The sequence below is a fragment of the Pseudomonas sp. SWRI68 genome, from assembly GCF_014269165.1.
Taxonomy (GTDB): domain Bacteria; phylum Pseudomonadota; class Gammaproteobacteria; order Pseudomonadales; family Pseudomonadaceae; genus Aquipseudomonas; species Aquipseudomonas capeferrum.
Window position 1 is genome coordinate 377474 of record NZ_JABWRU010000001.1, and the last position, 25322, is coordinate 402795.

Sequence of the window (25322 nt, forward strand, 5' to 3'; positions counted from 1 at the left end):
CATGGGTGTGTCCTTGGGTCGGGAAGACAGCCGGCTGACGGAGCAGCGGGCCTTTTGCACGGTCGTCTATCGTACTGTCGGTGCGTGTGCTGCACCACTTGTCTGTAGTATTCGTCGGTAATGTTGTTAGTTTTACTACATTACCCCTTGAAAACCGTATGTGAAAGCGGTATTCCTAGACCAACTTTAGGAAAGAACCAACATCATGGCTGCGATCAGTGTCGAACCTTGCACCTTTGCCCTGTTTGGCGCCCTGGGCGACCTGGCATTGCGCAAGCTGTTTCCAGCGCTCTATCAGCTCGACCGTGCCAACCTGCTGCACCCGGACACCCGCCTGCTGGCGCTGGCACGCGAGAGCGGCAGCGCGCAGGAGCACCTGCACACCATCGAAGCGCACCTGCGTCGGCACGTCGCCGATGCCGACATCGAGCCAGCCGCGCTGGGGCGCTTCCTGGGCCGGCTGAGCTACCAGCATCTGGACTTCCTCCAGCCTGAGGGCTACCAGGCGCTGGCCGAGCAGTTGCCAGGCGAGTTGCCCTTGATCGCCTACTTCGCCACGGCGGCTGCAGTCTATGGCGCCATCTGCGAAAATCTCGACAGGGCCGGCCTGGCAGCGCGCACCCGCGTGGTGCTGGAAAAGCCGATCGGACATGACCTGGAGTCGTCGCGCCGGGTCAACGATGCCGTGGCGCGGTTCTTCCCCGAGAGCCGGGTCTATCGCATCGACCACTACCTGGGCAAGGAGACGGTGCAGAACCTGATTGCGCTGCGCTTTGCCAACAGCCTGTTCGAAACCCAGTGGAACCAGAATTCCATCTCCCATGTGGAGATCACCGTGGCCGAAAAAGTCGGCATCGAAGGCCGCTGGGGCTATTTCGACAAGGCCGGCCAGCTGCGCGACATGATCCAGAACCACTTGCTGCAGCTGCTGTGTCTGATTGCCATGGACCCGCCGAGCGAGCTTTCGGCCGACAGTATTCGTGACGAGAAGGTCAAGGTACTCAAGGCCCTGGCGCCGATCACTGGCGATGGCTTGAGCACCCGTGTGGTGCGCGGCCAGTACATCGCCGGCTACAGCGACGGCAAGCCGGTGCCCGGCTACCTGGAAGAAGACAACGCCAACGCCCAGAGTGACACCGAGACCTTCGTTGCCCTGCGTGCCGATATCCGCAACTGGCGCTGGTCGGGCGTGCCGTTCTACCTGCGTACCGGCAAGCGCATGCCGCAGAAGCTGTCGCAGATCGTCATCCACTTCAAGGAAACGCCGCACTACATCTTCGCCCCGGAACAACGTTTGCAGGTCGGTAACAAGCTGATCATCCGTCTGCAACCTGACGAAGGCATTTCTTTACGGGTGATGACCAAGGAGCAAGGCCTGGACAAGGGCATGCAACTGCGCAGTGGCCCGCTGCAGCTGAATTTTTCCGACGCCTGGCGCAGCGCGCGGATTCCGGATGCCTACGAACGCCTGTTGCTCGAGGTGATGCGCGGCAACCAGAACCTGTTCGTGCGCAAGGATGAAATCGAATATGCCTGGAAATGGTGCGACCAGTTGATCGCTGGCTGGCAAAGCGCAGGTGATGCGCCCAAGCCGTACGCGGCGGGGTCCTGGGGGCCGATGAGCTCGATCGCACTGATCACACGAGACGGGAGGGCGTGGTATGGCGATATCTGAACTGCAATTGCCGGCGGCGGTGAAGGCGCATGAACTGGCTGATGGCAAGACCCTGGCGGCAACGCTGGCCCGCGATGTGGCCGAGCGGTTGCGGGCGGCGATTGCCGCCAAAGGCCAGGCTTGCGTGGTGTTGTCCGGCGGGCGCAGCCCGGTGCCGTTTCTCGAGCGCTTGGCCGCTGAGGCGCTGGACTGGTCGAAAGTGACCGTGAGCCTGGCGGATGAGCGCTGGGTGCCGGTGGAACATGCCGACAGCAACGCCGGCCTGCTGGCCCGTCACCTGCTCAAGGGCGCGGCGGCCAAGGCCCGCTTCATTGGCCTGTACCAGCAGGCCGAGAACCTGGAGCTCGCGGCGGCCAACGCCGATCAGGCACTGGCAGACCTGCCGGCCATCGACGTGCTGGTGCTGGGCATGGGCGACGATGGCCATACCGCCTCGCTGTTCCCCAACAGCCCCAACCTGGACGACGGCCTGGCCGCCAGCAGCCCGCGCCGCTGCCTGCCGATGCTGGCACCCAGTGTGCCGCACCAGCGCCTGTCGATGACCCGCACGTTGCTGGCCAGCGCTGGCTTCATCGCGCTGGCCGTGCAAGGCCCGAACAAACTCGCTACCCTGCGCGCCGCGCTGGCGGGCAATGACCTTACCGAAATGCCGATACGCGCTTTTCTCCACGACCCCCTGGACATCTACTGGTGCCCATGAGCCAAGGATCCACAGTCATGACCACCCTTGAACGCCCACAGACTCTGCTCTCGATGGCCGACAAAGCCGCCCGGATCGACGCGATCTGCGACAAGGCGCGCATCCTGCCGGTGATCACCATCGCCCGTGAGCAAGACATCCTGCCGCTGGCCGACGCGCTGGCCGCAGGTGGCATTCGTACCCTTGAGGTGACCCTGCGCTCCCAGCACGGCCTGAAGGCCATCCAGGTGCTGCGCGAACAGCGGCCAGAGCTGTGCATTGGTGCGGGTACGGTACTTGACCGCAGCATGTTCGCGGCGGTCGAAGCGGCTGGTGCGCAGTTCGTGGTCACCCCAGGCATCACCCAGGACATTCTCCAGGCGGGTGTCGACAGCGACATCCCGCTGCTGCCGGGTATCAGTACGCCGTCCGAAATCATGATGGGCTACGCCCTGGGTTACCGTCGGTTCAAGTTGTTCCCGGCGGAAATCAGCGGTGGCGTAGCAGCGATCAAGGCGTTTGGCGGCCCGTTCGGCGACATCCGCTTCTGCCCGACTGGCGGGGTGAACCCGGCCAATGTGCGCAACTACATGGCGTTGCCCAATGTGATGTGTGTGGGGGGTACCTGGATGCTCGACAGCAGCTGGATCAAGAATGGCGACTGGGCGCGGATCGAAGCGTGCAGTGCCGAGGCGATTGCGCTGCTGGACTGAAACTGAATTTGTTGTGTGCTTTACGGCTTATGGGGCGCTTGGTCGGCGCCCCTTTTTTTTGCCTGCAGGTTTGGTGTTGCCGGTGCTGGCCTCTTCGCGGGGCAAGCCCGCTCCCACAGATAATTCACAGCCCAACAGGTAATTCCCAGTGCCACAGGTTCTGTGGGAGCGGGCTTGCCCCGCGAAAGGGCCAGTTCGGGCAATAAAAAAGCCCGCATCAAGGATGCGGGCTCTTGGCCATCAAACCGCAGCTTACGCCGCCTTGGCCTCTTGCTGGCTCAGCGAGCGGTTCAGCGCACTGAACAGCGCCTTGAAGCTGGCGGTGGTGATGTTCTCGTCGATGCCCACACCATGCACCGGGCGGCCACCGGCCACGCGCAGCTCGATGTAGGCCGCCGCCTTGGCGTTGGTACCGGCACCGATGGCGTGCTCGTTGTAGTCCATGATCTCCACGGCAATCGGCAGGCCGGCGACCAGGGCTTCCAGGGCGCCATTGCCCTTGCCGCGCCAGTGCAGGGTGGTTTCGCCTTCACCAGCGACTTCCACTTCCACGGCGCTGTGGCCGTTTTCTTCCTGCAGGCGGTGGCTGACCAGTGCATACGGGGCGTTGGCCTGGAGGTACTCTTTCTGCAGCAGGCTGTAGATCTGCTTGGCAGTCATTTCCAGGCCCAGGCGGTCGGTTTCACCCTGGACCACCTGGCTGAACTCGATCTGCATGCGGCGTGGCAGGCTGATGCCGTATTCCTGTTCCAGCAGGTAGGTGATGCCGCCTTTGCCCGACTGGCTGTTGACGCGGATCACCGCCTCGTAGCTGCGGCCGATGTCGGCCGGGTCGATCGGCAGGTACGGCACTTCCCACAGTTCGCCTTCCTGTTGCTTGGCGAAGCCTTTGCGGATGGCGTCCTGGTGCGAGCCGGAGAACGCAGTGTGAACCAGGTCGCCGACATACGGATGACGCGGGTGCACCGGCAACTGGTTGCACTCTTCGACGACCTTGCGCACGCCGTCGATGTCGGAGAAGTCCAGTTGTGGGTCGATGCCTTGGGTATAGAGGTTCAGTGCCAAGGTCACCAGGTCGACGTTGCCGGTACGCTCGCCGTTGCCGAACAGGCAGCCTTCGGCGCGGTCGGCGCCGGCCATCAGGCCCAGCTCGGTGGCGGCGATGCCGGTGCCACGGTCGTTGTGGCAGTGCAGGCTGATGATCACGCTGTCACGGCGGCTGATGTTGCGGCAGAACCACTCGATCTGGTCGGCGTAGATGTTCGGCGTGGCGACTTCCACGGTGGCTGGCAGGTTGAGGATGAGCTTGTGCTCAGGCGTTGGGTTCCACACTTCAATGACCGCGTCGCAGACTTCCTTGGCGAACTCCAGCTCGGTGGCGCTGAAGGTTTCGGGCGAGTACTGGAAAGTCCACTGGGTGTCCGGCTGCTGGGCAGCGTACTTGACGAACAGTTTGGCCGCGTTCACGGCGATGTCCTTCACGCCTTGCTTGTCTTGGTTGAAGACGATGCGGCGGAACGACGGGCTGGTCGCGTTGTACAGGTGGACGATGGCCTTCTTGGCCCCACGCAGCGATTCGAAGGTACGGGCGATCAGGTCTTCACGGGCCTGGGTCAGCACCTGGATGGTGGTGTCGTCCGGGATGTGGCCATCTTCGATCAGGGTGCGCACGAAGTCGAAGTCGGTCTGCGAAGCGGACGGGAACGAGGCTTCGATCTCCTTCACGCCAACCTGCACCAAGGTCTTCCAGAAACGCAGCTTCTTCTCCGCATCCATCGGCTCGATCAGCGACTGGTTGCCATCACGCAGGTCGGAGCTGCACCAGATCGGCGCTGCGGTGATGGTTTTCGATGGCCAGGTGCGATCAGGCAGGTCGATGGTCGGGAAGGCGCGGTATTTCTTCGAAGGGTCTTTGAGCATGGTCATGGAAGCAATCCTTTTGTATGCGGCCGAGATCGGGCCTGCCGAGCAATAACGAGATGAAGAGGCGAGGCGACGCGATTCAACCTGGTAGTCGTGCGCTGACCAGGCAGAGGCTGCGATGTTGTCGGAGCAGAATGAGGGTGCTGGAGGTTTTCATGCTTCAACCCTAAGCCAGCGGGGTGAGGGATGGCAAGTGTTCGCGAAAAATTGAGAGGAATGCTTAAAAAAAGCTGGATGGCGAGATTTTGTAGCGCTTATTGCTGCGAGGCTTTCGGGTTTTTGCGCTGTAGGTTTTGATGGCGCAAGACACGGGAAGTGGGGTGTCAGTGCCGGCTTCTCGCGGGTAACCCCGCGAAGAAGCCCGCCCTATCAGGGCTGGAATGCACCAATGAAGATGGCCGGGTCCACCCGCGCATCATTCAGGCTGACATTCCAGTGCATGTGCGGCCCGGTAGCCCGCCCGGTCGAGCCAACCCGGCCAACCACCTCACCGCGGCGCAGCGCCTGCCCCACGGCCACATCGATTTTCGACATGTGGCAGAACATGCTGATGAAGCCCTGGCCATGGTCGACGAACACGGTACGGCCGTTGAAGAAATAATCACCCACCAAGATCACTTTGCCATTGGCCGGGGTCTTGATGGGCGTACCGGCGGACACGGCGAAGTCCAGGCCGGCATGCGGGTTGCGCTCTTCGCCATTGAAGAAGCGGCGCACGCCGAACTTGCTCGACAGTGGGCCGTTGACCGGCTTGTCGAGAATCAGGTTGCTCGGCAGGGCCGGGCTGAAGCTGCGGTAGGCCTTGATCTGTTCGGCCAGTTCGCCCTCGATGCGCTTGAGGTCCGCCGGGTTCGGGTTGACCTGCCGCGTGTTCTTCAGGGTGATGCGCTGCTCGGGGTACTTCTTGCTCCCGACCGTGAAGGGCAGGCTGCGGCCGCCCTGGCTCAGCACGGCGGTGCCGGGCTTCTGGGTCAGCGGAATACCGACGATCGCCAGCCAGTTGTCCTGTTCCTTGACCACCAGCACCGGCTTGCCGTCAAAGCGTGCATTCGGCGCCGTGCTGGCAGGCCCCAGGTCGACCACGGCCACGCCGCCGGGCACCGGCTTGTTCAAGGTACGGGTGATGTAGCTGGCCTGAGCGCCGCAGGCCAGCAACAGCAGGGAAAGGGCGAGCAGGGGCGCGAACAGGCGGGGCATGGTTCAGTCCAGTAGTGAGAGGGTAACGGGCGTCAGGTGGTTGTCTTCGACCCGCACCTGCAGTTCGCCTTCATTCAGGCGAGCGGTCAGGCGCTGGCCGTTGTGGGTCTGCTCGGCGCTGCGGATGGCCTGGCCGCGCTCATCGAGCAGGATGCTGTAGCCGCGGGCGAGGGTGGCCAGCGGGCTGACCACTTGCAGCGTCTGCAGTTGGGCCTGGAAGCGCTGGCGACGGTCCTTGAGCACCTCGCGCATGGCCCGGGGCAGGCGTTCGGCAAGGCTGTCCAGGCGCTGGTTCAGCAGCTTCAGGGTGCGCCCCGGGTGCTGCGCGGCCAGGCGGGTATCAAGGCGCCCCAGGCGCTCGCGGCGCTGGTTGAGGTTGCCGAGGAAAGCGCGACGCAGGCGCATGTCCAGATCGTCCAGGCGCTGAGCCTGCTGGCGCAGACGCTCGCCTGGGTGGCGCAGGCGCCGGGCCAGCGACTCCACGCGCAGGCGGTCGTGGCTCAGGCGGTTCTGCATGCGCAGCAGCAGGCGCCGTTGCAGGCTGTCGAGGCGGTGCTGCAAGCCACTGTTGTCGGGGGCCAGCAGTTCGGCGGCGGCGGACGGGGTGGGCGCGCGGACGTCGGCGACGAAATCGCAGATCGACACGTCGGTCTCATGGCCGACGGCACTGACGATAGGCGTGACACAGGCGGCCACGGCGCGGGCCACGGCTTCTTCGTTGAAGCTCCACAGGTCTTCCAGCGAGCCGCCGCCGCGTGCCAGGATCAGCGCATCGAAACCAAGGCTGTCGGCCAGTTGCACGGCGCGCACGATCTGGGCGATGGATTCGCGGCCCTGCACAGCGGTGGGTATCAGGTTCAGTTCGACTTGCGGGGCGCGGCGGCCGAATACGCTGATGATGTCGCGGATCACCGCGCCCGTGGGCGAGGTGATGATGCCGATGCGTTGCGGATGCGCCGGCAGCGGTTTCTTGCGTTCGGCGCTGAACAGGCCCTCGGCGCCGAGTTTCTCTTTCAGTGCTTCGAACGCCAGGCGCAGCGCACCGTCACCGGCCGCTTCGACGGTGTCGAGGATCAGTTGGTAATCGCCACGCCCTTCGAACAGCGAGACTTTGCCGCGCACCCGCACCGCCAGGCCGTCACGCAGGGCCTGGCGGACCCGCGTGGCGTTCTGGCGGAACAGCGCGCAGCGCACCTGGGCGCCGCTGTCCTTGAGGGTGAAGTACATGTGGCCGGAGGCCGGGCGGGCGAGGTTGGAAATCTCGCCTTCCACCCAGACGCTGCGGAACACGTCTTCCAGCAGCACCCGGGCGCGGCCGTTGAGCTGGCTGACGGTGAGGACCTCGCGGTCCAGGCCGAGTCGTTCGAAGGGGTCTCTGATCATGGCGGGCATCATAAAGGACATCGGGGGCGGTTGTCTGTGTCGGGGCTGGGAGGTGAGAGGATTGGCGGACGTGGGGCTGCCAGTGCAGGGCGCAGAATAACCACCGTCATGCACTACGGGCCCCATCACCCCCCCAACATCGCCGCCAGAAACTGCCGCACCATCACCCCCGCATCGCGCCTGCAGGCCAATGCCACGGTGCTCTCACAAGGTTCCCCCAACCCCACGAACCTGACCGATGCCGGCGCAATATCACGCATGCATTCAGGCAATAGCGCCACCCCGAATCCCGCCTGAATCAGCTGTAATTGCGTGGTCTTGCGTGAAATCACCTGGGCTGCCTGCGGAAAGAACCCAGCCTCCATGCACAACGACGCCGACAGGTAGCTCAACCCGCCACGATCACGGTGCGGGATGGAAATGAACCGCTCCCCACGCAACTGCTCCAGTCGCACGACTGCCTCTTCAGCCAAAGGGTGCCCCGCCGCAACGGCCAGCAACAACGGCTCGCTGAACAGCTCATGCAGCACCACCCCCTCATGCTGGCGCAGCACCGGCAGCCGCAGCAGGCCGATATCCAGCCGCCCAGCGGCAATATCCTCCAGCTGCGCCTCCGACGACTGCTGCGCGATTTCCAGCGAGATCCCTGGGTGGCCCTGCAAGTAACAGCCCAGGCGAGCCAGCAGCGGCCCGGTCAGCGGCACGGTACTGGAATGGTTCAGGCGCAAGCTGCCTTGCAAGCCATCCCCCACGTCACGGGTGATGCGCTCAGCGTGCGTCAGGTCGGCCAGCAAGCGGCGGGCACGCTGCAAAAAGGCGTCCCCGGCAAGCGTCAGCCGTGGCCGCCGGGCGGTACGTTCGAACAACGGCGTTCCCAGGTGCTGCTCCAGCTCCTTGATCTGCCGGCTCAGCGCCGATTGGGCGATATACAGCCGCTCGGCGGCAACGCTGAAGCTACCGCTTTCAGCGATCTCCACGAAGTAACGCAACTGGCGGATCGACGTCATGTCATGCCTTTTTGAGATAGGTAATGGCGAAAAGGCATATTAGTCGGCATGGCTCATGGCTGGCTAACCTTTGCATGACCTTCCAGGAACACACGCCATGCTCACCCAATTGCCATTTTCCGGCCTCGATTGGCTGCCCATCCTGCTCGGTGTCGGCCTGGCCTACATCGTCTTCGGCATTGCCGGTTTCGGCACCGCGCTGGTGGCCGGCCCGGTGCTGATCCACTTCATGCCGCTGTCGCGCATCATCCCGCTGTTGGTGCTGCTGGACTTCGTGGCGGCCTTTGGCAACCTGCTGCCGTCGCGCCGTGATGTGGTGCGTGGCGAACTGCTGCGTCTACTGCCCTTCATGGCGATAGGCTGCACCCTGGGCGTGGTGTTTCTGCTGCGGCTCAAGGCTGACGTGTTGCTGTTGCTGATGGGGTTGTTCGTCAGCGTCTATGCGGTCTATGGCTTGGCGGTGAGGGTGCGCCCGGCGAACCTTTCAGGCTTCTGGGCGGTGCCCATGGGCACGGTGGGGGGCTTGTTCGGTGCGTTGTTCGGCAGTGGCGGGTTTCTCTATGCCCTCTATCTGAGCGCGCGCCTGGAGGCCAAAGAGCAGGTGCGCGCTACCCAGAGCGCGTTGATCAGTTGCAGTACCGTGGTGCGCCTGTCGCTGTTTCTGATCGCCGGAGTCTACGCCGACAGCAGCCTGCTGTTGCTCGCTGCCTGCCTGTTGCCGGTGATGTTCGTCGGCCTGTGGGCCGGGCGCCGGCTGACCCTGAAGCTGTCCCGCGAGGCTTTTGTGCGCCTGGTCACCTGGCTGGTGCTGGCCAGCGGCCTGGCCATGATCGGTCGCTACCTGAGCCTGTGAGCGGTAGAATTGCTGCATTACCGCAGTTCGCAGGCTTGCCTCTTTAATGAACACCCAGAGCATCATCGTCCCCAAGCTTTCCACCGTCCCGGCTCACGAGGCCCGCGCCCGGGCGATCGTGCGCTGGCTGGTGCGCGAGAAAGTCATCGAGGAACAACTCACCACCTGCGGTCGCACCGGCAACCGCATGGGCCATGCCCTGGCCGACGGTGCGCGCAAGGTGGCCCTACACCCGGACAAACTGCCGTTCGGCGAACAAGCCAACGGCCTGGAGATCATGCTCAAGCGCTGCATCTATACCCCGACCAACGGTTTTCTCGAAGAAGCCGGCTGCCCGGAGTGCCGGCGCGAGGTCGGCGAGCCGCTGTTCGAGAGCCTGGAAGAGTGGATGCCAGGGGTCAGTGACAACTTCACCTGCCCGCTGTGCGGCTTCGAAGACGACATCAACGGCTTTCTTTACCTGCAGCCATGTGCCTTTTCCAACCTGGGGTTCATCTTCAACAACTGGGGCGAGGCCGGGTTCACCCAGGCCTTTCTCGACAGCTTCGCCGACTGGCTGGACCAGCCAGTGGCCGTGGTGCAGGTAAAACTGCCACAAGGCTGACCGAAGGCCCTTATTTTGCATTGAGCGGCGCGCCGTGCATGAGTATAATGGCGCGCTTCCATTTTTCCCGCCCGGGAGCCCCCGCGATGCTGCGTATCAGCCAAGAAGCCCTGACCTTCGACGATATCCTCCTTGTACCTGGCTATTCTGAGGTACTGCCCAATGAAGTCAGTCTCAAGACCCGTTTGACTCGTGGCATCGAGCTGAACATTCCGCTGGTTTCCGCTGCCATGGATACCGTGACCGAAGCGCGTCTGGCCATTGCCATGGCTCAGGAAGGCGGCATCGGCATCATCCACAAGAACATGACCATCGAACAGCAGGCCGGCGAAGTCCGCAAGGTCAAGAAGTTCGAGGCTGGCGTGGTCAAGGACCCGATCACCATCGAAGCAGACGCCACCGTGCGCGACCTGTTCGACCTGACCCGCCTGAACAACATTTCGGGTGTTCCGGTGCTGGAAAACGGCGACCTGGTCGGCATCGTCACTTCCCGTGACGTGCGCTTCGAAACCCGTCTGGATGCCAAGGTCCGCGATGTGATGACGCCGAAAGAGCGTCTGGTCACCGTGCGCGAAGGCGCCAACAAGAACGAAGTCCGCGAGCTGCTGCACAAGCACCGCCTTGAAAAAGTCCTGATCGTCGACGACAAGTTCAGCCTCAAGGGCATGATGACCGTCAAGGACATCGAAAAAGCCAAGGCCTACCCGCTGGCCAGCAAGGACGACCAAGGTCGCCTGCGCGTCGGCGCCGCGGTCGGTACCGGCAAGGACACCGGCGAGCGCGTAGCCGCCCTGGTTGCCGCCGGCGTTGACGTGGTGGTGGTCGACACTGCCCACGGTCACTCCAAAGGCGTGATCGACCGCGTGCGTTGGGTCAAGGAAACCTACCCGCAGGTTCAGGTGATCGGCGGCAACATCGCCACCGGTGCCGCGGCCAAGGCCCTGGCTGAAGCTGGCGCTGACGCCGTCAAGGTCGGCATCGGCCCAGGTTCGATCTGCACCACCCGCATCGTCGCCGGTGTCGGCGTACCGCAGATCAGCGCCATCGCCAACGTCGCTGCCGCACTGGAAGGCACTGGCGTGCCGCTGATCGCCGACGGTGGCATCCGCTTCTCCGGTGACCTGTCCAAGGCCATCGTTGCCGGTGCTTCCTGCGTGATGATGGGTTCGATGTTCGCCGGTACCGAAGAGGCCCCGGGTGAAGTCGAACTGTTCCAGGGCCGTTCCTACAAGGCTTACCGCGGCATGGGCTCGCTGGGTGCCATGGCACAGGCGCAGGGCTCTTCCGACCGTTACTTCCAGGACTCCTCGGCCGGTGCCGAGAAGCTGGTACCGGAAGGTATCGAAGGCCGAGTGCCGTACAAGGGCGCCCTGGCTGCGATCATCCACCAGCTGATGGGCGGCCTGCGTTCGTCCATGGGCTATACCGGCAGCGCGACCATCGAAGAGATGCGTACCAAGCCGGAGTTCGTGCGCATCACCGGTGCCGGCATGGCCGAGTCCCACGTGCATGACGTGCAGATCACCAAAGAAGCCCCTAACTACCGGGTCGGCTGAGGCCTCCAGCGGTAAGTAGCAAGCTTCAAGCGGTAGTTGCGTTGCAGCAGCTACCGCGTTTTCCCCGATCAACTTGCAGCTCGCAGCTAGACGCTTGCAGTTGCACCAGAGATTGAGTCATGGCCCTCGACATTCACGCTCACCGCATCCTGATCCTCGATTTCGGTTCCCAGTACACCCAGCTGATCGCCCGCCGTGTGCGCGAAATCGGCGTGTACTGCGAACTGCATCCGTTCGACATGGACGATGAAGCGATCCGCGAATTCAACCCGCGTGGCATCATCCTCGCCGGCGGCCCCGAATCGGTACACGAAGCCAACAGCCCGCGCGCGCCGCAGGCCGTGTTCGACCTGAACGTACCGCTGCTGGGCATCTGCTACGGCATGCAGACCATGGCCGAGCAACTGGGCGGCAAGGTTACCGGGTCGGACCTGCGCGAATTCGGTTACGCCCGCGTTGACGTGGTCGGCAAGAGCCGTCTGCTCGACGGCATCGAAGACCACGTGGACGCTGACGGCGTACTGGGCCTGGACGTCTGGATGAGCCACGGTGACAAGGTCACCCAGATGCCAGGCGACTTCCACGTGCTGGCCAGCACCCCGAGCTGCCCGATCGCCGGCATGTTCGACGACGCGCGCGGCTACTACGGCGTGCAGTTCCACCCGGAAGTGACCCACACCAAGCAAGGTGGTCGCATCCTCTCGCGCTTCGTCCAGGACATCTGTGGTTGCGAAGCCCTGTGGACCCCGTCCAACATCGTCGAAGACGCCATCGCCCAGGTGCGTGAGCAAGTCGGTTCGGCCAACGTCCTGCTGGGCCTGTCTGGCGGCGTCGACTCTTCCGTGGTTGCCGCGCTGCTGCACCGCGCCATCGGCGACCAGCTGACCTGCGTATTCGTCGACAACGGCCTGCTGCGCCTGCACGAAGGCGACCAGGTGATGGCCATGTTCAAGGAGAACATGGGCGTCAAGGTGATCCGTGCCGACGCCGAGGCGCAGTTCCTGGGCAACCTGGAAGGCGAAGCGGACCCGGAGAAGAAGCGCAAGATCATCGGCCGCACCTTCATCGACATCTTCGATGCCGAAGCCAGCAAACTGGACAACATCCAGTTCCTGGCCCAGGGCACCATCTACCCGGACGTGATCGAGTCGGCTGGCGCCAAAAGCGGCAAGGCCCACGTGATCAAGTCACACCACAACGTCGGTGGCCTGCCTGAGGAAATGAACCTCAAGCTGGTCGAGCCGTTGCGCGAACTGTTCAAGGACGAAGTGCGCAAGATCGGCCTGGAGCTGGGCCTGCCGTACGACATGGTCTACCGCCACCCGTTCCCGGGCCCGGGCCTGGGCGTGCGCATCCTGGGTGAAGTGAAGAAGGAATACGCCGACATCCTGCGTCGCGCCGACCACATCTTCATCGAAGAACTGCGCAAGGCCGACTGGTACCACAAGACCAGCCAGGCCTTCGTGGTGTTCCAGCCGGTCAAGTCGGTGGGTGTCGTGGGTGACGGCCGTCGCTACGCCTGGGTCGTGGCCCTGCGTGCCGTCGAAACCGTGGACTTCATGACCGCGCGTTGGGCACACCTGCCGTACGAACTGCTGGAAACCGTCAGCGGCCGTATCATCAACGAAATCGAAGGCATTTCGCGCGTCACTTACGACGTATCGAGCAAGCCGCCTGCCACCATCGAGTGGGAGTGATCGGGCGTCTGGCTGTGGCCGGAACCTGTTAGCCAAAAAGCCCGCATTGCTGCGGGCTTTTTCGTTATTGACGGGCAGGTTGTCAGCGCCTGGCGCGTTGGCGAAAATACATGCAGTTTGTATGTAAAGGAGAGAGTGATGGTCCGTCGCACGCGCGCCGAAATGGAAGAAACCCGCGCCACGTTGTTGTCCACTGCGCGCCAGGTGTTCAGCGAGCATGGCTATGCGGGTACCTCGATGGATGAGCTGACCGCCAGGGCGGGCCTGACGCGGGGGGCGCTCTATCACCACTTCGGCGACAAGAAGGGCCTGTTGGCGGCAGTGGTGGAGCAGATCGATGGTGAGGTCGACGCGCGACTGAACAGCATCTCCGAGAATGCCGGCGATGCCTGGGAGGGCTTGCGACAGCGTTGCCGTGCCTACCTCGAAATGGCACTGGAACCCGATATCCAGCGCATTGTGCTGCGTGATGCCCGGGCAGTGCTGGGGGGCGCCTCGCAGGAATCGCATCTGCACTGCCTGGCAACGATGCAACGGCTGGTTCAGAACCTGATCGAGCAAGGCGTGCTGGCTCCGGCCGAGCCGCGGGCGCTGGCCTCACTGATTTATGGCGGCCTGGCCGAAGCCGCGTGCTGGATTGCCCAAGGCGAGGAGGGCGACGCACGCCTGACGCAAAGCCTTGTCGCACTTGAGCTGTTGCTGCGCGGGTTGCTGGCCAGGCCCTGAGCGGCTCTGGGTACGATTGTTCACAGACGCTCAGGCTGTAATTGCGCACACTGCGCTTCTTCGGCTTTGCGCAAGGACAATCGCAATGGCAGGCAACATTCCTCATGTAGTGGTAGTGGGCGGCGGTATCCTCGGCGCGTCCGTCGCCTGGCACCTGGCGCGGCGTGGTGCTGCGGTCACTGTGCTCGAGCGCGAGCGGGGCGTTGCGCGGGGTGTCACCGGGCACTCCTATGGTTGGGTGGGCACGGGCAGCCGCCTGCCGTCTGCAGACCCGGCATGCTTTGCCCTGGAACAGCGTGCGCTGGCACAGTTCCCCCGTCTGACGCAGGCACTCGGCCCACTGCCGGTGGCGGCGCAAGGTGGCTTGATATGGCTCGACAGCGAGGAGCAGACCCTTGCCATGCTCGCCGAGCAGCAGGCGGCCGGGGTTTCGATGGCCGCAGTGGGGCGTGAGCGCATCCGCGAGCTCGAGCCTGGCCTGGTGCAGCCACCCGCCATGGCTATCTGGGCTCCGGACGATTTCGCGGTCGAACCTGATGTGCTGGCCCAGCGCTTGTTGGCGGCAGCGCAGGCTGAAGGCGCTCGGGTACTTGAGGCGCGCGAGGTACTGGCGCTGGAAGTGCAGGGTGCGCGCATTACCGGTGTACGTACCGGTCTGGGCATCGTGCATGCGGATGTCATCGTGCTGGCCAATGCCATGGGGGCTCAGCGCCTGGCCCGTCAACTGGGGCAGGAACTGCCTATCCATGAAGCACCTGCGGTGTTGCTGCGCTTCGGTGCCGCGCAGGTGCCGCTGCGCCATCTGCTGTATGGGCAGGGGCTGGAAGTACGGCCAGGGCTGGGCGGCGGTTTGCTGTCGGCAGCCGATTTCCCTGGTGAAGAGGGTATGGCCAAACTGGGTCGCGAAAGCCTGCAGGCGGTTGCCAGCCTGTTTCCGCCGGAGTGCGAACTGTCGCTGCAAACGATACGGGCGGTGTACCGGCCCAAGACCGACAGCGGCCTGCCACTGCGTACGTTCCTTGACGGGTGCGAAGGGCTGTACGTCATGGTCGCTCACCCGGGCGTGATACTGGCGCCAGCACTGGGCTACGAGGCTTGTGAAGACATTCTCAAGGGGCAGGTCCATGGCGATGCATATGCCTGCTGAACACCCGCTGCGACAAGACTTCACTTAATATTTCGCAAATGCAGGTGTATCGTATTCGCCCTTCATTGCCAGCCCTGCTGGCAGCTGGCTTGCGCAATAAACGAGGTACCCGCACCAATGTCCTTCACCCGTCGACAAATGCTCAAGGGCCTCACCGGCCTGGTTGTGGTAGGCCTGGGCGCCGGAGGCGCGGCGCGGTACTGGCTGGGCAAGGTCGAGGACGAGAATGCCGGGCACGACTACGAACTGATCGCCGCGCCCCTGGAAGTGGAGCTGGTGCCGGGCTTCAAGACCGAGGCCTGGGCCTTTGGCCCGTCGGCGCCGGGCACCGAATTGCGGGTGCGCCAGGGGACCTGGCTGCGGGTGCGTTTCATCAACCACCTGCCGGTCGAAACCACCATCCACTGGCACGGCATCCGCCTGCCGCTGGAAATGGACGGCGTGCCCTATGTGTCGCAACTGCCGGTCAAGCCTGGCGAGTACTTCGACTACAAGTTCCGTGTGCCGGATGCCGGCAGCTACTGGTACCACCCGCACGTCAGCAGCTCCGAAGAGCTTGGCCGCGGGCTGGTCGGGCCGCTGATCGTCGAGGAGCGCGAGCCTACCGGGTTTCTGCACGAGCGCACCCTGAGCCTGAAAAACTGGCACGTGGACGAGCAAGGCGCCTGGCTGCCGTTCAGCATCCCCCGCGAGGCCGCGCGCAACGGCACTGCCGGGCGGCTGATCACCATCAACGGCCAGCCCGATTCGGTGACCGAGTTGCCCGCCGGCCAAGTGGTGCGCTTGCGCCTGCTCAACCTGGACAACACCTGGACCTACCGCCTGAACCTCAAGGGCAACTGCGAGGCCAGGATCTACGCGCTCGACGGCAACCCGGTCACCCCGCGGCCACTGGACGACGATTACTGGCTGGGGCCAGGCATGCGTATCTGCCTGGCGATTCGCATTCCTGAGGCGGGTGAGGAAATCTCCCTGCGCGACGGTTTCGTGCGCCTGGGCACCTTGCGTTCGGTGGCCAGCAACGACGCCCCCAGCGACTGGCCGCCAGCCTTGCCGCCGAACCCGGTGGCCGAGCCGGACCTGGAGAATGCCGAAAAGCTCAACTTCAATTTTGAATGGGTCGGCAAGGTCTCGGTCAACACCGAGAACGGCAGGCCGCCGAGCCTGTGGCAGATCAACGGCCAGGCCTGGGACATCACCGACAAGACCTGCGCCGACCGGCCCATCGCGACGCTGCAGAAGGGCAAGAGCTACATCTTCGAGCTGAAGAACATGACCCAGTACCAGCACCCGATCCACCTGCACGGCATGAGCTTCAAGGTGATCGCTTCCAACCGCCGTGAGATCGTCGAACCGTGGTTCACCGATACCTACCTGCTGGGCAAGAACGAGCGCGCCCAGGTCGCGCTGGTGGCGGATAACCCAGGCACCTGGATGTTCCACTGCCACGTCATCGACCACATGGAAACCGGCCTGATGGCCGCGATCACGGTGGTCTGATGCGCCCGCAAATCATCGATCGCAGCCGCGATCAGGAATTCATGCGCCTGGCCCTGACACTGGCCGCCGAAGGGGCGGCGATGGGGGAGGTGCCGGTGGGGGCGGTGCTGGTGCAGCATGGCCAGGTGATCGGGCAGGGCTTCAACCGGCCGATCGTCGACAGTGACCCCAGCGCCCATGCCGAAATGGTCGCCATTCGGGCAGCCGCCAAGTCAGCGAGCAATTATCGGCTGCCGGGCAGCACGCTGTATGTGACCTTGGAGCCCTGCAGCATGTGCGCGGGGTTGATCGTGCATTCGCGGGTAGCGCGGGTGGTGTACGGGGCGCTGGAGCCCAAGGCGGGGATCGTGCAGAGCCAGGGGCAGTTCTTTGGCCAGGGCTTCCTCAATCATCGGGTGATGGTAGAGGGTGGGGTGCTGGCCGAGGAGTGCGGGGCGATCTTGAGCGAGTTTTTCAAGGCTCGGCGGGCCTTGCGCTAGTCAGTGCGGGCCTCTTCGCGGGGCAGGCGATCGACAGTGGCCAGGCCGGCAACGGTCACATCGGCGGCGACTGCTCTGCCGGCTTATCCTTGTTGACCCCGGGCACATGCAAGTTGCCTTCGGCCATCTGGCCCTCGAGCTGCGGCTGGGTCACCCAGGTGAGGATGTCGTAGTAGCGGCGGATGTTGGCCACGAAGTGCACCGGCTCGCCGCCACGGGCATAACCGTACTTGGTCTTGCTGTACCACTGCTTCTGCGCCAGACGCGGCAGCATCTTCTTCACATCCAGCCACTTGTTCGGGTTGAGCTTCTCACGCTTGGCCAGGGTGCGGGCGTCTTCCAGGTGGCCGCTGCCGACGTTGTAGGCGGCCAGCGCGAACCAGGTGCGGTCGGGTTCCTGAATGCTGTCGTCGAGCTGCTGCTTGATCAGCATGAAGTACTTGGCACCGCCCTGGATGCTCTGCCTCGGGTCCAGGCGGTTGGATACGCCCATGGCCTGCGCCGTGCGCTGGGTGAGCATCATCAGGCCGCGCACGCCGGTCTTGGACGTGACTTCCGGCTGCCACATGGATTCCTGGTAGCCGATGGCCGCCAGCAGGCGCCAGTCGACCTGCTCGACCTTGGCGTAGCTCTTGAAGTGCTTCTCGTACTTGGGCAGGCGCTGCTGCAGGTGCTGGGCGAAGGTGTAGGCGCCGACATAGCCGAGTACATCCACATGGCCGTAGTAGCGGTCTTTGAGGCGCTGCAGGGTGCCGTTCTTCTGGGCCTTGTCGAGGAACTCGTTGACCTCGTTGAGCAGGCTGTTGTCTTCACCGGCCGCCACGGCCCAGCGCTGATCGCGGGTATCGCCCAGGTCGAAGGCGACCCGTTCGTTGGGGAAATACACCTGGTTCATCGCCAGTTCGTTGGAGTCGACCAGGGTCAGGTCGATCTGGCCTTCATCGACCATGCGCAGCAGGTCGACCACCTCGACGGCGTCGGATTCTTCGTATTCCAGGCCTGGGTACTGTTTTTTCAGCTCGGCCAGCTGGTCGGCATGGCTGCTGCCTTTGAGCACCATGATCTTCTTGCCGACCAGGCCCTTGGCCTCTGTGGGGCGGGAGCGGCCGTTGCGATAGATGACCTGTGGAGTGACTTCCAGGTAGGGATGAGAGAATTTTGCCTGGGTCTTGCGCCGCTCGCTGCTGACCAGGCCGGCGGCGGCCAGCACCGGGCCGGAGGGCTTGCCCAGTTCGTCGAACACTTGATCAAGGTTGTCGGCGGTCTCGATCTGCAACTTTACGCCGAGATCGTCGGCGAAATGCTTGACCAGCTCGTATTCGAAGCCGGTTTCGCCGTTTCGGTCCTGGAAATAGGTGGCCGGGCTGTTGCGGGTGATGACGCGCAGCACGCCATCCTCCTTCACGCGCTCTAGGGTGCTGGGTTTTTCAACACAGGCACCGAGCATCAGAAAGAGTCCGGTTGCGAGAAGCCATTTGGCGCAACGCTGGCGCAGAGCAGTATGGGCGAACATAGCTTGCAGTATACGCAAAGGACGAGGGCCGCCATATCTCGACAACGGTTAGCTTGTCTGGTAGCGCGTTGTGTGCTTCGGCGGGCTTGGCTGAGGATTGTGGCGCCAAACCCTCAGCAAACACGTGATTTTTTTTGACCCCGAAGTCCGGTTCCGCCGCCCGGCAGCATTGCCCTCTGGCGGGTGCCGAAAGCCGCGGAATTAGGCTAGAATGCACGGCCTCTAAGCACACCCCTTCCTGAGGCTGTCCCGACGATGTTGATCCTGCGCGGCGCTCCTGCCCTTTCTGCCTTTCGCCACGGTAAATTACTCGAGCAACTGAGCCAGAAAGTCCCCGCTGTTACTGGTTTGTATGCCGAATTCGCCCACTTCGCCGATGTCGATGGCGAGCTGACCGCCGACCAGCAGCAGGTGCTGGGCCGTCTGCTCAAGTACGGCCCGAGCGTGCCGGTACAGGAGCCGACCGGCCGCCTGTTCCTGGTCGTGCCGCGCCTGGGCACCATTTCGCCCTGGGCCAGCAAGGCCAGCGACATCGCCCACAACTGCGGCCTGCAGTCGATCCAGCGCCTCGAGCGCGGCATCGCCTACTACGTAGCCGGTAACCTGAGCGAGGCCGACGCACAGGCCGTCGCCGCCGAGCTGCACGACCGCATGACCCAGCGCGTGCTGGCCCAGCTGGAGCAGGCTTCCGACCTGTTCAGCCACGCCCAGCCCAAGCCGATGACCTCGGTCGATATCCTCGCCGGTGGCCGCGATGCGCTGGCCAAGGCCAACGTCGACTTGGGCCTGGCCCTGGCCGAAGACGAGATCGACTACCTGGTCAACGCCTTCCAGGGGCTCAAGCGCAACCCGAACGACATCGAACTGATGATGTTCGCCCAGGCCAACTCCGAGCACTGCCGCCACAAGATCTTCAACGCCAGTTGGGACATCGACGGCCAGGCGCAGGAAAAAAGCCTGTTTGGCATGATCAAGAACACCTACCAGATGCACAGCGAAGGCGTGCTGTCTGCGTACAAGGACAACGCCTCGGTGATCGTCGGCAACGTTGCCGGCCGTTTCTTCCCGAACCCTGAAACCCGCCAGTACGGCGCGGTGCAGGAGCCGGTGCACATCCTGATGAAGGTCGAGACGCACAACCACCCGACCGCCATCGCGCCGTTCTCCGGTGCCTCCACCGGCTCCGGCGGCGAAATCCGCGACGAAGGCGCCACCGGCCGTGGCGCCAAGCCCAAGGCTGGCCTGACCGGCTTCACCGTGTCCAACCTGCGCATCCCGGGCTTCGAGCAGCCATGGGAGCAGGCGTACGGCAAGCCTGAGCGCATCGTCGACGCCCTCGACATCATGGTCGAAGGCCCACTGGGTGGCGCTGCGTTCAACAACGAATTCGGTCGCCCGGCCCTGACCGGTTACTTCCGTACCTTCGAGCAGGCGATCAACACCCCCCACGGCGAAGAAGTGCGCGGCTACCACAAGCCGATCATGCTTGCCGGCGGCATGGGCAACATCCGTGAAGAGCACGTGCAGAAGGCCGAGATCACCGTCGGCGCCAAGCTGATCGTGCTCGGCGGCCCGGCCATGCTGATCGGTCTGGGTGGCGGTGCAGCTTCGTCGGTCGCCACCGGCGCCAGCTCCGCCGACCTGGACTTCGCCTCGGTACAGCGCGAAAACCCGGAAATGGAGCGCCGTTGCCAAGAGGTCATCGACCGCTGCTGGCAGCTGGGTGACAAGAACCCGATCGCCTTCATCCACGACGTCGGCGCGGGGGGTATTTCCAACGCCTTCCCTGAGCTGGTCAACGACGGTGGCCGTGGTGGCCGCTTCGAACTGCGCAACGTGCCCAACGACGAGCCGGGCATGGCCCCGCACGAAATCTGGAGCAACGAATCGCAGGAGCGTTACGTGCTGGCCGTCAGCGCCGTCGACTTCGACCGCTTCCAGGCCATCTGTGAGCGCGAGCGTTGCCCGTTCGCCGTGGTCGGCGAGGCGACTGAAGAGCCGCACCTGACCGTGACCGACAGCCACTTCGCCAACACCCCGGTAGACATGCCGCTGGACGTGTTGCTGGGCAAACCGCCGCGCATGCACCGTTCGGTCACCCGCGAAGCCGAGCTTGGCGATGAGTTCGACCCAAGCACACTGTCGCTGGCCGATTCCGTCGAGCGCGTGCTGCACCACCCTGCGGTGGCCAGCAAGAGCTTCCTGATCACCATCGGCGACCGCACCATCACTGGCCTGGTGGCCCGTGACCAGATGGTCGGCCCATGGCAGGTGCCGGTGGCCGACTGCGCCGTTACCGCGACCAGCTTCGACGTCTACACCGGTGAAGCCATGGCCATGGGTGAGCGCACCCCGCTGGCCCTGCTCGACGCCCCGGCGTCCGGCCGCATGGCCATCGGCGAAACCCTGACCAACCTGGCGGCCTCGCAGATCGAAAAACTGTCCGACATCAAACTGTCGGCCAACTGGATGTCCGCCGCCGGCCACCCCGGTGAAGATGCCCGTCTGTACGACACGGTCAAGGCCGTAGGCATGGAGCTTTGCCCTGAGCTGGGTATCACCATCCCGGTCGGTAAAGACTCGATGTCGATGAAGACCAAGTGGAGCGAAGACGGTGTCGAGAAGAGCGTGACCTCGCCGATGTCGCTGATCATCACTGGCTTCGCCCCGGTCACCGACATCCGTAAAACCCTGACCCCGCAACTGCGCATGGACAAGGGCGAAACCGACCTGGTCCTGATCGACCTGGGCCGCGGCCAGAACCGCATGGGCGCCTCGATCCTGGCGCAGACCCACGGCAAGTTGGCCAGTGCCGCACCGGACGTCGACGATGCCGAAGACCTCAAGGCCTTCTTCGCCGTGATCCAGGGCCTCAACGCCGACGGCCACCTGTTGGCTTACCACGACCGTTCCGACGGTGGCCTGATGACCACCGTGCTGGAAATGGCCTTCGCCGGCCATTGCGGCCTCGACCTGGAGCTGGACACGCTGACCAGCAAGCCGGAAAAAGCCGCCGCCATCCTCTTCAACGAAGAGCTGGGTGCGGTAATCCAGGTTCGCCAGGATGCCACGCCAGACGTACTGGCTCAGTTCAGCGCCGCTGGCCTGGGTGAAGACTGCGTTGCGGTGATCGGCCAGCCGATCAACAACAGCGAAGTCGTCGTGCGTCTGAACGGCGAGGCGCTGTTCAAGGGTGACCGTCGCCTGCTGCAACGCCAGTGGGCCGAGACCAGCTACCAGGTTCAGCGCCTGCGTGACAACGCCGAATGCGCCGACCAGGAATTCGACGCGCTGCTCGAAGAAGACAACCCGGGCCTGTCGGTCAAGCTGGGCTTTGACGTCAACGATGACATCGCAGCGCCGTACATCAAGAAAGGCGTGCGCCCGCAAGTGGCGATCCTGCGTGAGCAGGGCGTCAACGGCCAGGTCGAGATGGCTGCCGCCTTCGACCGCGCCGGCTTCGCCGCCATCGACGTGCACATGAGCGACATCCTGGCTGGCCGTGTCGACTTCGAAGCCTTCAAGGGCCTGGTTGCCTGCGGTGGTTTCTCGTACGGCGACGTGCTGGGTGCCGGTGAAGGCTGGGCCAAGTCGGCGCTGTTCAACGCCCGTGCCCGCGATGCCTTCCAGGCCTTCTTCGAGCGTACCGACAGCTTCGCCCTGGGCGTGTGCAACGGTTGCCAGATGATGTCCAACCTGCACGAGCTGATCCCTGGCACCGAGTTCTGGCCGCACTTCGTGCGTAACCGCTCGGAGCAGTTCGAAGCCCGTGTGGCCATGGTCGAGGTGCAGAAGTCCAACTCGATCTTCCTGCAGGGCATGGCCGGTTCGCGCATGCCGATCGCCATCGCCCACGGCGAAGGCCACGCCGAGTTCGCCAACGAAGCAGCATTGCTGGAAGCCGACGTGTCCGGTTGCGTGGCCCTGCGCTACGTCGACAACCACGGCAAGGTCACCGAAACCTACCCGGCCAACCCGAACGGTTCGCCGCGTGGTATCACCGGCCTGACCAGCCGCGACGGCCGTGTGACCATCATGATGCCGCACCCGGAGCGTATGTTCCGCGCCGTGCAGAACTCCTGGCGCCCGGATGAGTGGCAGGAAGATGCCGCGCTGATGCGTATGTTCCGCAACGCGCGGGTGTGGGTGAACTAAGGCGTGTACAAGCTCGCCTTCTTCGTCCCGGCCAGCCACGTCGAGGTGGTCAAGGCCGCTGTGTTTGCCGCTGGCGGCGGACGCATCGGCGACTATGACCACTGTGCCTGGCAAACCCTGGGCCAAGGCCAGTTTCGCCCGTTGGATGGCAGCCAGCCATTTCTCGGGCAAGCCGGGCAGGTCGAGGTGGTGGAGGAGTGGAAGGTGGAGCTGGTGGTGGCCGATGACCTGATTACCCAGGTCGTCGCCGCGCTCAAGCAAAGTCACCCTTATCAGACGCCTGCCTACGAAGTCTGGCCATTGGCTGCCTTCTGAGCAGTCACGTGGCAGGATGTGCAATGAAAAGGCCCGGCAGGCAACTGCCGGGCCTTTTCATTGGGATTGCGTTAGATGGGGAACGCAATCCTGAGCGTTTCGTAGTAATGCTGCAGGGAATAGTTGTCGTCGTTACCGAGCTTTTTCAAGCGTTCGAGTGACGCTTGCATTTCTTGCTGGCGACGCTGTATCAGGCGGGTAGGGTTACAGGCTTCTTCGATTTTTTCGGGGTTGGCGGCGGCCCAGTCTCTGGCCATTTTCTCGTACCAGGTATTGTCACCCGGGTGGCTGAAGTAGCTGCTGGCCAGATAGGCGGGTTGGCGCTGGGCATTACCCTCCCATGCCTCTTTCATCGCTCTTGCTACCCGCTCGACGGCATCTTGCGCCAGCAACGCTGCCAGCTCGTGAAGGGGGTGGGTAGCGTGGTCCTTGGCCAGCTGCGAGTGCGAAACGATGGCCTCACTGTCGGTATTCGGGTCGCTGTTGAAGGCGGTCTGCAGGGGGCCGATGCTGTCGCCTGCCCATGTCGCCAGCTTCTGCATGAGCCAATTCTTTGCAAAGTTGACCGAATTCAGTGGCAGGTCCCGGGCCCACCGGACACCTTGTACTAGGCGCAACAGCGGGTTGCGCGCGGCGATGTCACGTTGGCGCAGGGTCAATTCATAGGCCTCTTTCATCTCGGGATAATCGCTACCCTCAAGCAAGATCGACAACGCTTGTTCATTGTCGCTGCGCTCCCCCGCCTCGATCGGCCTGAAGGCAAGGGAATTGGTCGGGAAGAGGATCCTGGCCAACGGCTCGGCCACACTGCCGATGACGTCCAAGCCGCTGAACCGGCCGGTTACCACCGGGCACGGGTGTTTTGCCCCGATAAGGTCGGTGGACCACGCGGCAACATCGGCATGGCCAATCTTGCGCAAGCACAGTTCGACGTAGTTGGAGTGGGCGAACAAGTCTTCGAGCACATGCAGTGCTTCGCCGAGGTTGCGCATGCCGGTGGCTGTCTTCCCTTCGGCTTTTGCAGCGTCGAGCTTTTTGCTCATATAGCGCAGTGAAGTCTTGAAATACATCATTACCGAATACTTGGGGTGCGGCACATTGAGCGGATTATCGCGCCGCACCAGTGCTTCGAACTCGGGGTCAATGGTGCGAGGGTCGATCGGCGCTTCGTCGAGGTTAATGGGGTTGTCGATGTGCTCCGAGGGCCGGTACACCCCAAGCAAGGCAGGCGTGACGGTATAGGCCTCGCGGCCTTGCGGGGTGTTCTGCAAGGCGTGGAATTTTTTCAACGCGAGAAAATCCACCAGCTTGGTCAGTGTCTGTCGGGTGAACATGGCCGGGAATTTCGCTTCTGCACCCGGCGCGCGGACGATCTTGGGGTCGATCAGTTGTGAATGATCACGCAGCCAGTTGCCAAAGTAGATTGCCTGGCACTGCTCAGCAGTAAAGCCCACGCGGGTCAGGGCCACCTTTTCGATGGTCTCGTGCGCATGCGTTGCGTCGCCATGGTCTTCTATTTCGGCAGCGAAGCGCTTGTGTCGGGTGCCCCTTTCCGGTTCGTCGGGTGCTGCTTCAAGGGCCGGCAAGGTCAACTGGATCGGGCCGTCGTAGGCGGCGCTGGTGTAATGGGCAAAACTCACGCCGTCGCCGGGGATCTGGTCGAAGTACGTCAGCATGGCGGCGTAGTGAGTCGCCAACCCTTCGGGCGCCTCCAGCAGCACGGCAGCGGTGTCAGCTTGAGTGCTATCGGCCAGGTCATTGCGCAGCAGATTATCGATGTGCAAGGCGAATGCTTCGATCAGCGCGATCAGCAGGGTGGGTGTTGTTTCCGGTTGCGCGAGGGCTTTTTCGATCGCCCCCGTGTCCACATCGATCACCCGGCGCTGGTAGTCGTAGACCGCCACCGACTCGCCCTGGTCGACCATGTTAAACGCTGGGTTGGTCACGGTGTCGTCGGCCAGCGCAGCCCTCAATGCTTCCAGGCGTGCAACGGGGATGTTCGCGTCGAATACCGGTAACAGTACCTGGTAGAACAGCAACTCATTCGAAGCGCGGGCAAATCTTTTCAATTGCTCCAGCGCGTAAGTGCTCTGGAAGCTCGGCGTGAAGTGGGTGTCGTTTGTGCTCATGGCCATTCTCGTTGCTGTCGGAAATGGCCATGGTGCATCGCTGTTATTCAGGCGAGCAGCGGGAAGTGACT

The 25322-nt window shown here is 63.5% G+C and carries 19 protein-coding genes; 13 read left to right on the plus strand and 6 right to left on the minus strand.

Annotation, left to right across the window (positions count from 1 at the left end; all coding sequences use genetic code 11):
• Positions 1-205 precede the first annotated feature (205 nt).
• The 3 genes from zwf to HU770_RS01685 are packed head-to-tail and all read left to right on the plus strand — an operon-like array spanning position 206 to position 3067.
• Complete coding sequence (zwf, locus tag HU770_RS01675; RefSeq protein ID WP_033701019.1) at positions 206-1675, plus strand: glucose-6-phosphate dehydrogenase; 1470 nt, start codon at positions 206-208, stop codon at positions 1673-1675.
• Positions 1662-2375, plus strand: a complete 714-nt coding sequence (pgl, locus tag HU770_RS01680) for a 6-phosphogluconolactonase (RefSeq protein WP_186657169.1) — start codon at positions 1662-1664, stop codon at positions 2373-2375. The genes zwf and pgl overlap by 14 nt, the downstream gene beginning before the upstream one ends.
• Positions 2376-2392: 17 nt before the next feature.
• Positions 2393-3067, plus strand: a complete 675-nt coding sequence (locus tag HU770_RS01685) for a bifunctional 4-hydroxy-2-oxoglutarate aldolase/2-dehydro-3-deoxy-phosphogluconate aldolase (protein WP_033701015.1) — start codon at positions 2393-2395, stop codon at positions 3065-3067.
• Positions 3068-3319: 252 nt separating this feature from the next.
• Here the strand turns inward: HU770_RS01685 and leuA are convergent, their stop codons facing one another.
• The 4 genes from leuA to HU770_RS01705 all read right to left on the minus strand — a co-directional run bounded on the left by leuA (position 3320) and on the right by HU770_RS01705 (position 8577).
• Positions 3320-4993 carry a 2-isopropylmalate synthase gene (gene leuA, locus HU770_RS01690; protein ID WP_033701014.1) on the minus strand — a complete coding sequence of 558 codons (1674 nt, stop codon included), beginning with the start codon at positions 4991-4993 and terminating at the stop codon, positions 3320-3322.
• A gap of 366 nt (positions 4994-5359) precedes the next feature.
• Positions 5360-6187 (minus strand): M23 family metallopeptidase, encoded by an 828-nt coding sequence (locus HU770_RS01695; protein ID WP_186662941.1) that lies wholly within the window; start codon positions 6185-6187, stop codon positions 5360-5362.
• Between the two features lie 3 nt (positions 6188-6190).
• Positions 6191-7570: an exodeoxyribonuclease VII large subunit gene (xseA, locus tag HU770_RS01700; RefSeq protein ID WP_033701011.1), complete on the minus strand. Its 1380-nt coding sequence runs from the start codon at positions 7568-7570 to the stop codon at positions 6191-6193.
• A gap of 125 nt (positions 7571-7695) precedes the next feature.
• Complete coding sequence (locus tag HU770_RS01705) at positions 7696-8577, minus strand: LysR substrate-binding domain-containing protein (protein ID WP_186654245.1); 882 nt, start codon at positions 8575-8577, stop codon at positions 7696-7698.
• 97 nt (positions 8578-8674) lie between these two features.
• Here HU770_RS01705 and HU770_RS01710 point away from each other — a divergent pair, with 97 nt between their 5' ends.
• The 8 genes from HU770_RS01710 to tadA all read left to right on the plus strand — a co-directional run bounded on the left by HU770_RS01710 (position 8675) and on the right by tadA (position 17139).
• On the plus strand, positions 8675-9430 hold the full coding sequence (locus HU770_RS01710) for a sulfite exporter TauE/SafE family protein (protein ID WP_186662942.1): 756 nt from the start codon (positions 8675-8677) through the stop codon (positions 9428-9430).
• A gap of 46 nt (positions 9431-9476) precedes the next feature.
• Positions 9477-10034: a hypothetical protein gene (locus HU770_RS01715; protein WP_033701006.1), complete on the plus strand. Its 558-nt coding sequence runs from the start codon at positions 9477-9479 to the stop codon at positions 10032-10034.
• An 86-nt stretch (positions 10035-10120) separates the two neighbouring features.
• Positions 10121-11590, plus strand: coding sequence for an IMP dehydrogenase (gene guaB, locus HU770_RS01720; RefSeq protein WP_027595680.1), 1470 nt, complete (start codon positions 10121-10123; stop codon positions 11588-11590).
• 119 nt (positions 11591-11709) lie between these two features.
• On the plus strand, positions 11710-13287 hold the full coding sequence (gene guaA, locus HU770_RS01725) for a glutamine-hydrolyzing GMP synthase (protein ID WP_027595681.1): 1578 nt from the start codon (positions 11710-11712) through the stop codon (positions 13285-13287).
• Between the two features lie 138 nt (positions 13288-13425).
• Positions 13426-14013 (plus strand): TetR/AcrR family transcriptional regulator, encoded by a 588-nt coding sequence (locus tag HU770_RS01730; protein WP_156310618.1) that lies wholly within the window; start codon positions 13426-13428, stop codon positions 14011-14013.
• 85 nt (positions 14014-14098) lie between these two features.
• Positions 14099-15160: an FAD-binding oxidoreductase gene (locus HU770_RS01735; RefSeq protein WP_186662943.1), complete on the plus strand. Its 1062-nt coding sequence runs from the start codon at positions 14099-14101 to the stop codon at positions 15158-15160.
• Positions 15161-15277: 117 nt separating this feature from the next.
• Positions 15278-16660, plus strand: coding sequence for a multicopper oxidase family protein (locus tag HU770_RS01740; RefSeq protein ID WP_033701003.1), 1383 nt, complete (start codon positions 15278-15280; stop codon positions 16658-16660).
• Entirely contained in the window at positions 16660-17139 is a 480-nt protein-coding gene (gene tadA / locus HU770_RS01745) for a tRNA adenosine(34) deaminase TadA (protein WP_033701001.1), read from the plus strand. The genes HU770_RS01740 and tadA overlap by 1 nt, the downstream gene beginning before the upstream one ends.
• A 55-nt stretch (positions 17140-17194) precedes the next feature.
• On the opposite strand, the gene mltF is transcribed toward tadA, so the two are convergent.
• A complete protein-coding gene (gene mltF / locus HU770_RS01750) occupies positions 17195-18652 on the minus strand; it encodes a membrane-bound lytic murein transglycosylase MltF (RefSeq protein WP_186662944.1) in 1458 nt (485 codons plus the stop codon).
• A 255-nt stretch (positions 18653-18907) separates the two neighbouring features.
• On the opposite strand from mltF, the gene purL reads away from it, so the two are divergent.
• Entirely contained in the window at positions 18908-22807 is a 3900-nt protein-coding gene (gene purL, locus HU770_RS01755; protein WP_033700999.1) for a phosphoribosylformylglycinamidine synthase, read from the plus strand.
• Positions 22808-22810: 3 nt separating this feature from the next.
• A complete protein-coding gene (locus tag HU770_RS01760; RefSeq protein WP_033700996.1) occupies positions 22811-23122 on the plus strand; it encodes an NGG1p interacting factor 3 protein, NIF3 in 312 nt (103 codons plus the stop codon).
• Positions 23123-23193: 71 nt separating this feature from the next.
• On the opposite strand, the gene HU770_RS01765 is transcribed toward HU770_RS01760, so the two are convergent.
• Positions 23194-25251 (minus strand): HET-C-related protein, encoded by a 2058-nt coding sequence (locus HU770_RS01765; protein ID WP_186662945.1) that lies wholly within the window; start codon positions 25249-25251, stop codon positions 23194-23196.
• Positions 25252-25322: the final 71 nt, after the last annotated feature.